This is a genomic window from Silvanigrella sp., from assembly GCF_044369315.1.
Classification (GTDB): domain Bacteria; phylum Bdellovibrionota_B; class Oligoflexia; order Silvanigrellales; family Silvanigrellaceae; genus Silvanigrella.
In genome coordinates this window covers 1-9597 of the sequence record NZ_JBIPMD010000120.1, presented here as the reverse complement: position 1 = coordinate 9597, position 9597 = coordinate 1, and the positions used below count along the sequence as shown (strand labels likewise).

Genomic DNA, 9597 nt, shown 5'->3' with positions numbered 1-9597 from the left:
ATCGAATTCGTGCTCATTCTGCCCTTGATTATCATGCACCTTTAGAATATGAAGAAAATTATGAAATTTAATAGTCCACTTTTCGGGGATCATACCAACGGAAAAAATATTAAAAAGATAGTTTTACTTAAGAAATATTTAATGAATTAGGAAAATATAAGATAAAAAATGTTCCTTCACCTAAATTACTTTCAATATTTATAGAGCCATCATGTAACAGTATCATATTTTTTACCATAGATAAACCAAGACCAAGGTTTTTTTGATTAGAACTTCTTATATTATTTACTCTATAAAGACGGTCAAAAATAAATGAAATATGTTTTTTATCTATCCCTATTCCAGTATCAGAAACTGTTATTTTAAGATCATGATTATTACCTTCTACTTTTATATGAACTTTACCATTTTTTTTGTTATATTGAATTGCATTTGAGATTAAGTTACTTATTATTCGTGTAAATAATATTTTATCTAGATTGACATCCCATTCATTTGGGCATTCAATAGTCAACATAATATTTTTTTCAAAAGCAAAAGATTCATATAATTCTATAAGTTTATTTAACTCTTGAAAAAGATTAAAATGAGTTCGTTGAATAATAATATCTTTTTTTTCAGTTCTTGCTAAAAAAGTTAAGCTATCAATTATTTCTGTAATTCTAAAACATTCTTCTAAATTCGACTCTAAAATTTCTTCGTATTCTTTATTTGATCTCTTTCTTTGTAAAGAAACTTCAATTTCTCCTTTTAAATTATTTACAGGTGTTCTTAGCTCATGTGCAATGTCTTCAGAAAATTGAGACAATCTTTGAAAAGATTCTTCCAGTTTATTTAATATAGAGTTAAAAGAGTTTTTAATTATCACAAGATCTCTTGGGACCCATTGAACTTGAATGCGTTTTTGTAAATTATTTGAATCTATTTCTTTAATATCTTCAACTATATTTTCAATTGGTAATAATATGAATTTTAGAATGAGAATTGATATGGATAAAAATAAAATTAAAATAAGAATACTTGAAAATACTATTTTATCTTTTAAGTTTAATTGATCATTAATTTGTATGGTTCTTTCAGCAATGAATTTAAATTTATATAATTTGTCTTTGATATTCAATGTTTTTTCAACGTATAAATAATAATAAGGACCTAGTTTTTTGATAGTAGAAGTGTAATCGGCTTGAATCGGAATATTGTTGTTTTCTATCTCTAATTTATGAATTAATTTTTTTATATTATTATTGTAATAAATGATTTTTTTTTCAGTTAGGTTTTCTATGCTTACAAACCTAGGTTCTAATTGATTTATAAATGGATCTATTTCATTATCATTAATGTTAATTGTGTTTTTATTTTTCATTATAAGATTTGTATAACTACTTATGGTCTTATTTATAACTAATTCTTCATAATTATTGTTATAATCTTTTACGAAATAATTAAAAAAATTATGGGTCGAAATAAAGATAGCAATACATGTTATAAAATTCCATAAAATAAGAAGAAAAGATAAGCTAATTCTGTTTTTTAAAAAAAGAAATACATTCTTAAATTTAATCACTTTCTCCCTCAGCCACCATCAAACATATAGCCAATTCCACGAACTGTTTTTATTAATTTTTTTTCAAAACCATCATCTATTTTAGAACGGAGTCTTTTAATTTGCATTTCAACTAAATTTTTTTGCATATTAAAATGGATATCCCAAATTTTTTCTAAAATTTCATGGCGAGAAAGAACAATTTTATTATTTTGAGCAAGAAGCGAGAGAAGTTCAAATTCTTTCGGAGCTAGATCAATCACATTCCCATTTCGGGTTACTTTTTGATTGTTTAAATTGATTTCAAGGTCATGAAAAACTAAAATATTATTTTTTTTTGTTTTTTTTCTTCGTGTAATTGCTTTAATGCGAGCAACTAGCTCCGTAAATGTAAAAGGTTTGGTAAGATAATCATCTGCCCCTAAATTTAAACCTTTTACAATGTTATCGGTGTGATCTTTAGAGGTGAGCATAATGATATTAGCATGTTTTGCTTTTATTTCTTTTAATTTTTCTAGAATACTCCAGCCATCCATATTAGGTAACATCACATCCAATAAAATAATATCATAATTATTATTTTGGGCTTGTATGAAACCTTCTAAACCGTCGTGTTCTACATCAACAACATATCCCTTTTCTGTCAGGCCCTTTTTTAAAAAGGAAGCCGCCTTTTCGGCATCTTCAATAATTAAAATGCGCATAAAAGAGTGCCCTCATATGATTACTGATTTTGACTCCAATTTTGGATTTCAGTAACGATACTAACACACTCTTGTTCCGTAAGATCAGGGTAAAGTGGCAATCTTAACAGGCGGGTAGAATATTCCTCTGTAATGGGAAGTTGGTTTCTTTTGTAACCTAATTTTTCTCCAACAGGGGCAGAATGAAGCGGAATATAATGAAAAGTAGCACCAATTCCTTTTTCTCTTAAGTAGCCCATTAATGAATTACGTGAAGCTTCATTTTTTAATAAGATATGAAATAAATGATAATTCGATTCACAATCCTTATAAAAATGCGGTAACTTTAAAATATTTTTTTCTTCTAAATGTTTTAATTGATCTACATAATAATGATGAATTACACCGCGTTTTTGGTTTAATTCATTCATAATATCAACTTCTGCAGATAATATAGCAGCCAAAGGCTCGGCAAGAATGTAACTTGAACCTTTTGCAACCCATGTGTATTTATCCACTTGGCCACGTAAAAACTGAGCTCGATTTGTTCCTTTTTCTCTTATTATTTGTGCTTTATCGGCAAGGTTATCGTCGTTTGTAATAAAGGCACCGCCTTCACCGCAAATTACATTTTTGGTATCGTGGAAACTTAATGTTCCCATATGTCCAATAGTACCAAGGTATTTATCTCTCCATTTTGCTCCAATGCCGTGAGCGGCATCTTCTACAATTTTAATATTTTGGGGAGCGCAAAGTTCGATTAACTTTTCCATATCGCAACTGATTCCAGCATAGTGAACAGGAATTACTGCTTTCGTTCTATTCGTTATTTTTTTAGCAACATCATTCATATCCATATTCATTGTATTTGGATCGATTTCACAAAATACGGGTTTTAAACCTGCGACTAAAATAGCATTTGCTGTTGAGGTAAAAGTAAAAGAGGGTAAAATAACCTCATCATTTTCTTTGGCGTCTAATAAAAGCATGGCCATTTCAAGAGCATGTGTACAAGAAGAGGTAAGCAAAACATGTTTTACATTTAATATTTTTTTTAATTTATCTTCGGTGGAATGACAAAAAAAGCCGTCTCCAGATAATTTTCCAGAGTTTAAAACTTGATTTATATTTTCAAATACTTGTTTTGGGATATGAGGTTTTGATAAAGGTATTCTCATTTTATTTCTCCAATATTTCGCAGTATAAATTCTGTAATTTTGTTACTTTGTTTTGCCAATTGTGTTCTGAAAAAACCCATTTTTTTGCATTTTCTCCATGTTCACATATTAGTTTAGGGTTTTCAACATATTTAGTTATTGCATTGGCAATTTCCTTGGAGCTTCTTGGTTCAATTAAAAAACCACGTATGTTATTTAAAACTTGCTCGGGTGTCCCGCCAGAATTGGTTCCGATAACTGGTAATCCCATGGCCATGGCATCGATAACAGATAAAGAATATGTTTCTTTATAGGTTCCTAAAACAAAAATATCCATGGCATTTAAATAGGGAACAATATTTTTTTGAAATGGGATTAGCTGTATTTTATTTTCGGCTTCGGGAGATTTTATAAATTGTTTTAACCAATCATATAATTCTTTTGCTTGCGTTTCATAAACCGGAGTGCCATCGGATGCGGTGTGGTGTAAGGTCGGTTCACCCATAATCCAAATTTTAATTTTTTGTTTGATTTCTGGCTTTAAATGCAGAATAGATTCCGCTATTTCTTTCACTCCTTTTCCAGGATCAATGCGGCACATGGTGGCAATGACAAATTCATTTTCACTTGTATTTAAGCTTTCTCTAATATTTTTTCTATCATTTAAATTTTTATTATAAAGTGATAAATCTCTTCCATAACGTAACAGTTTTACTTGTTTTGGTAAAACAGGATAGTTATTACGAATTCGTTCATTTAAAATTTCTGATGAAGCGGTAATAGCTGTTACTTTGCTATAAATAAATTTATGTATAATATCTTTTTTTGAAGGGGCACTCATATATAAACTAAATATTTGTTTTTTATCTTTTAAAAATAAAAGAGATAAAGAGCATAACCATACATCTTGTCTTGTGTGAGAATGAATAATTTGAAAATGATCGTTTTGAATGATTTTTCTTAAGTATTTTATATCTGAAAAACTGATACGAGCCTGCTTAAAACCATAATATATTTTAATCCCTAATTTTTGTGCTTCTTCATCTATTTTTGAACCTTTAATACAGTAAATAGCAGTACGAATTCCAGATTCCATTATTTTTTTTATCAATTGAATGGTGTAAAGCTCTAAACCACCAAACGCTTCCGAGGTATTGACATGTAAAATAGAGATATTTTTTTGCATTCTCATTTCCAAAATCTAATCTAAATTGAAGGTATTTTCATAATAAATTTTTATGAAAATCATCAGTTTGCGATACTATAGAATATGGATATTGAAAACAAGTATCTAAAGCAATTCCTTAATTATATAGGAGCATCTATAAATCCGGATGAGTTCTCATAAGAGTAAAAAATGCTCAATTTAGATAAGAACTTGTCACAGGGTGCAAATCATAAACCGCATGTAAAAGAATCTTCTGAAATAATCTACCTCTAGGAGATTATTAGCCTATGGCAGGATTTCGAATCAATACAGGCTCAGGTATTGATCCTAAAATGGTTGATCAACTGGTTGAAATTCAACGCGAACCTATAAAACAGGTTGAAGCGCGTAAAAAAACGATTGTCGATGAACAAAAATTATTTTCCGATTTAAAAGGCTTGGTGAGCACTTTGGGGTCGAATTTAAATGGAATGCGAACCAAAGCTGACTTTTATAAATTAAAACTGACAAGCTCTCACCCCGATATTATTGAAGGTACAGTAGATAATAATGCCCCAATAGGTTCATACGAACTTGAAGTCCGTCATTTAGCGCGTTCTCATAAATTATTAACTCAATCCTTTGAAGATAAAGATAAAACGGCAGTTGGTTTTGGATATATGACAATAGAAAAAGAAGATGGAGAAAGTTTTGATGTGGACATTGATCCCGATCGATCCACTTTGAATGACGTTGCTACCCAAATAAACTCAATGGATAAAGGCGTAAAAGCGATTGTTATTAATACTAAAGAAGGAATAGAAGATAGTGATGAAGATAATTATCGTTTACTTGTTTTATCAGAAAAGTCAGGTAAAGAAGCAAAGGTAACAATTGATCCTGATACCACTTATTTAGAGTTTAAAGAGCAAATAACAGGCCGAAATTTAGAAATGTTATTTGAAGACGTGAAAGTTTATAATGAATCAAATAAGGTTACGGAATTATTTCCAGGTATGGTTTTAGATGCAAAAAAAGCAGAGCCAGGAACAAAAGTAAATATTAAAATTGATTATGATGTAGATAAAAGCCTTGAGAATGTTAAAAAATTTGTAGAGTCTTATAATAAAGTAAACGAATTTATTGAAAAACAATTTCAGGTTGATCCAAATACGAACAAAGCAGGTGTTTTATCTAAAGACAACAGTTTAAGAACGCTAAGAAGAACTTTGCAAAGTGCGATTCAATTTAGCCTTCCTACGGGAAAATATCAAACTTTAGCCGACGTGGGAATTTCTACCGACCCAAAAACTGGCAATTTAAAATATGACGAAACTAAAGCTAAACAAGCTCTATCCGAAGATTATGTTGGTGTTTCTAAGTTGTTTATACAATCGGAAGAAACGGTTGGCATTGGGATTCGGATGTCAGACTCTGTAAGAAATTTGCAAAGTCAACAAAGCGGTGTCTTGCCTTCAAAAGATAGAGAATATAAACATATTCTTGAAAACTTTGATAAAGATATTGCTGTAAAAAACCGTTTTGCGAAGCAAAAAGAAGAAAGTATTCGTCATCAATTTGCAGTTGTAGAACAACTTATCAGTGGAATGAATGCTCAAGGTCAAGTGTTGCAACAAAGACTCGGCGGGATGGGTTGAGTTTTAAAGTTACAAAACTAAAATTGAAGTCATTATTTTCAAGGATGGGTATATATGAATGTTAAAGCATTTAAAGCTTATCAATCAACAAATGTAACAACGGCAAAACCAGAAAAAGTTCTGCTCATGCTCTATGAAGGGTGCATTAAATTTTTGCGGATTGCAAAAGTAAAAATGCAAGAGAAAAAAGTTGCAGAAAAAGGAAAAAATATAAGTAAAGCATTAGCTATTATTGCTGAACTTATAAATACTTTAGACCATGAAGTTGGTGGTCAATTATCCATGGATTTAGAAAGTTTATATATGTTTATTATGGATAAATTGATTGAAGCTAATATTAATAATAAAATTGAAGAAATTGAAATTGCGGAAAAGCTATTACTAACTCTTTATGAGGCATGGGGAGATGTCGTAAATAACCCTAGACCAGATGGGGTTCCCAGTGCAAAATTACAACCCGAATTGTATGCTATGTATTTAAATTCAAAAGGAATTCAAGCAAAAGAAGAAAATCAAAAAAATAATGCTAGTGAAAAAACGACAAGTGCAGTTTCTGTAAACTTATCTCAAGATGTAAAGCCAAATAATGTAAGTGCGAATGTTGTTACAAAAAAAGCGGGTTAATAAAAAATGAGTTTTTGATTTAGAAATAGTAAATACTTCGGATCCCATTTGAGCTGACAATCTTCATGTTTGAAAAGATAACCATTTTTTATCACACTAAAAACGTTTTATTAAAACTAGATAAAAATATTAATGTGAATATTAGAGAAGAATTTTTTAAGTATTCGATTGTTAACCTTATTTTTTGAGAGTATTTAGTTAACTGACAAAGTTAACTAAATACTCTCAAAAAATGATACTGTCTGTCAGTTAAAATTCAATCCAATATCTTTGTAGCAGTTAATACGGCCTGTTGAAAAAGTCTAATTTTTGTAAGAAACTCTATAAGAAGTCCTAACAATGGAAATTGTAGAGGAGTCACTTATGCTAGGAAGGCAAGTTTCTAATTTTTTTTTAATTCTCAAGTTAACATTGAACAGTTTATTTCAAAAGAACATTTTTTATGTAAATTAGATAAATTAATTGATCTTTCGTTTATTAGAGTAATTGTAAAATCATTTTATTGTGAAAAAATAGGAAGACCATCAATTGATCCAGAAACATATATTCGAATGCAATTGATTGGATATTTTTATGGTATTTACTCCGAAAGAAGGCTTTGTGAAGAAATTAAAGTTAATTTAGCATACAGATGGTACTGCCGAATTTCCTTAGATTCTAAAGTACCACATCATTCCTCATTAACTAAAATTCGACACCGTTTAGGAGAAAAATTTTTTAAAAATATTTTTGATAAAATTATTAGATTTTGCCTTAAAAATAAATTTTTAGAAGGCAAAAGAATAATAGTTGATGCAAGTATTTTTAGCGCTAATGCTTCTATTAATTCAATGGTAAAAAGAGACAAGTATGATGATAAAAGTAAAATTCTTAAGAAACATCAAGAAAGATACCATGATTTTATATTTGGTAAAAGGAAAAGAAAACTTTCAAATCAAACTCATATAAGCAAGACAGATAAAGATGCAAGCTTAATTTCATATAATTATCATCATCATAAATTAGCATATAAGACACATTATTCTATAGATGCAGAATCAAGAATAATTCTTGATTGCCCAGTAACAACAGGGGCAACGCATGAATGTATAATATTTCCTCAAAGAATTGTTGAATTAAAACAAAAATATAAGTTACCAATTGAAGAAGTGATAGCTGATAAGGGGTATGGTCGAGGAAAGACATACGCATTATTAAAAGCATTTAAAATTCGCTCTTATATTCCATTGCATCATGACAATCTAGGACAAGGAAGAATTTCAAAGGGAAATTTTATATATTATGAAAAAAAAAGATATTTATATTTGTCCTGAAAAACATGAACTTTTTCCTTACGAAAAAACTGATAGAGGTATCAAACGCTATAGAGTTTTAGGAGGCCATTGTAAAAATTGTCAATTCCGGGAAACATGCTTACCAGAAAAGCACAAAAATCGTTCACGTTTTATTTATCGAAGTCCATATCAAAATGAAATTGATATAATTAAAAATCGCCAAAAAACAATTTATTTTAAAAAGAAACTAATAGAAAGAAAATGGAAAATTGAAGGATTATTTGGAGAGGCAAAAGAAAATCATTGCTTGCGTCGCGCTAAATTTAGAGGGTTATTAAATGTTCAAATACAAGTTTATATGATTGCAATAGTCCAAAATATAAAAAGAGTTTTCAAATATTTTTATAAAAATTAAAATGCGACTTTTTCAACAGGCCGAATATTTGATCTTGCATCTCCTCGATAAAAGTAACGGAAATTAAACTGTCTGTTAGTTCATGTTTAATCAAATATTCTTTTCCATACATTTCTGTATTCCGTCAAGTAAAGTTTGAATTGGAGTTCTTTCGCAACATATTTTACCTTGATGTGTTCGATTAAAATTATATTCACTTATCCATGTGTCTAGATCTTCCTGCAATCCTTCAATCTTATCATATATTTTTTTTCTAAATGTAATGTTGAAATGGTACCCAAATAGAATTAGTTATAACCCCTCCTGACTTTACAGAAGGAGAAGATGATATAAAGTAACTGAATTATAAAATGAACAAGGAGCCTAATTCAGATTGAGGACACGCCCTAATACTTCTCCATAGTTTAAAAAACTTTTTCTTCCAGAACGAGGTTTTTCTAAGACATTCATTATACCATATGATTTAATTTTTTTGATTGTTTTATACGCATTTTTTTCGCTGCACTTTAATACTAATGATATTTATTTAACTTTAATTTGTAATAAATTCAGCAGAATGATCACCATCCTTTTTAAAAGCTGATCAGTGATTTTTTTCTTAAGAATTTTCTTTAAACTTTCATCAAAACAAGTTATTTTTTTCTTAAAATGCAGCATTCCTTTTTTATTAGTAGTATAGATGAAGTGCTGCATGTCTTTTTACACGATTAATTTTAATTAATAAAATTTAACTTTTGGTTTCTTATTTTAAATAAATTTCGTTTTTGGATATCTACTATTTGGAAGAAACTTTCTAGACGGTGTATAAAAATAATTATTACAATAAATATTAAACCAAAAATAAACTTTCTTGATAACATAGAAATTCCTTTAAAATCTTAAAAAATTTTTCATATCAAATTTTCACTTATAAATTTTACAAAAGATAGCATTTGGAAATGCTTCCTAATGAATTAAGTTAACAAAAAATAAACGTTTGTGTTTATTCATATTTTTGAGATTTACATTTACTTATTACCGGGATCGGATTTTTATAAAAATAATTTAGGTTCTATTATAATAAAATCAAAGTAACTATTTTCTCATTAAGAGAGTA

General features: G+C 29.0%; 8 protein-coding genes. 4 read left to right on the top strand and 4 right to left on the bottom strand.

From position 1 onward, the window contains the following. Positions 1 to 127: 127 nt before the first annotated feature. Genes ACIQ56_RS10440 through ACIQ56_RS10425 form a run of 4 tightly spaced genes read right to left on the bottom strand, consistent with a single transcriptional unit; the run spans position 128 to position 4569 of the window. Positions 128 to 1564, bottom strand: coding sequence for a heavy metal sensor histidine kinase (locus ACIQ56_RS10440; RefSeq protein WP_397601002.1), 1437 nt, complete (start codon positions 1562 to 1564; stop codon positions 128 to 130). Positions 1565 to 1572: 8 nt separating this feature from the next. After that, positions 1573 to 2247 (bottom strand): response regulator, encoded by a 675-nt coding sequence (locus ACIQ56_RS10435; RefSeq protein ID WP_397601001.1) that lies wholly within the window; start codon positions 2245 to 2247, stop codon positions 1573 to 1575. Positions 2248 to 2267: 20 nt separating this feature from the next. After that, a complete protein-coding gene (rffA, locus tag ACIQ56_RS10430) occupies positions 2268 to 3404 on the bottom strand; it encodes a dTDP-4-amino-4,6-dideoxygalactose transaminase (protein ID WP_397601000.1) in 1137 nt (378 codons plus the stop codon). 1 nt (position 3405) lies between these two features. After that, positions 3406 to 4569, bottom strand: coding sequence for a glycosyltransferase family 4 protein (locus ACIQ56_RS10425; protein ID WP_397600999.1), 1164 nt, complete (start codon positions 4567 to 4569; stop codon positions 3406 to 3408). 269 nt (positions 4570 to 4838) lie between these two features. On the opposite strand from ACIQ56_RS10425, the gene fliD reads away from it, so the two are divergent. From fliD to ACIQ56_RS10405, 4 genes are all read left to right on the top strand, one after another. Then, entirely contained in the window at positions 4839 to 6188 is a 1350-nt protein-coding gene (fliD, locus tag ACIQ56_RS10420; RefSeq protein ID WP_397600998.1) for a flagellar filament capping protein FliD, read from the top strand. 54 nt (positions 6189 to 6242) lie between these two features. Next, a complete protein-coding gene (fliS, locus tag ACIQ56_RS10415) occupies positions 6243 to 6812 on the top strand; it encodes a flagellar export chaperone FliS (protein ID WP_397600997.1) in 570 nt (189 codons plus the stop codon). 410 nt (positions 6813 to 7222) lie between these two features. Further along, entirely contained in the window at positions 7223 to 8125 is a 903-nt protein-coding gene (locus ACIQ56_RS10410; RefSeq protein WP_397601003.1) for a transposase, read from the top strand. Continuing rightward, positions 8094 to 8501: a transposase gene (locus tag ACIQ56_RS10405; RefSeq protein ID WP_397600996.1), complete on the top strand. Its 408-nt coding sequence runs from the start codon at positions 8094 to 8096 to the stop codon at positions 8499 to 8501. The genes ACIQ56_RS10410 and ACIQ56_RS10405 overlap by 32 nt, the downstream gene beginning before the upstream one ends. The last annotated feature ends 1096 nt before the right edge of the window (positions 8502 to 9597 follow it).

Bases quoted from the DNA above. Each gene is read 5' to 3' on its own strand.
- ACIQ56_RS10435 (WP_397601001.1), bottom strand. From the start codon at position 2,247: ATGCGCATTTTAATTATTGAAGATGCCGAAAAGGCGGCTTCCTTTTTA.
- rffA (WP_397601000.1), bottom strand. From the start codon at position 3,404: ATGAGAATACCTTTATCAAAACCTCATATCCCAAAACAAGTATTTGAA.
- ACIQ56_RS10425 (WP_397600999.1), bottom strand. From the start codon at position 4,569: ATGCAAAAAAATATCTCTATTTTACATGTCAATACCTCGGAAGCGTTT.
- fliD (WP_397600998.1), top strand. From the start codon at position 4,839: ATGGCAGGATTTCGAATCAATACAGGCTCAGGTATTGATCCTAAAATG.
- fliS (WP_397600997.1), top strand. From the start codon at position 6,243: ATGAATGTTAAAGCATTTAAAGCTTATCAATCAACAAATGTAACAACG.
- ACIQ56_RS10405 (WP_397600996.1), top strand. From the start codon at position 8,094: ATGAAAAAAAAAGATATTTATATTTGTCCTGAAAAACATGAACTTTTT.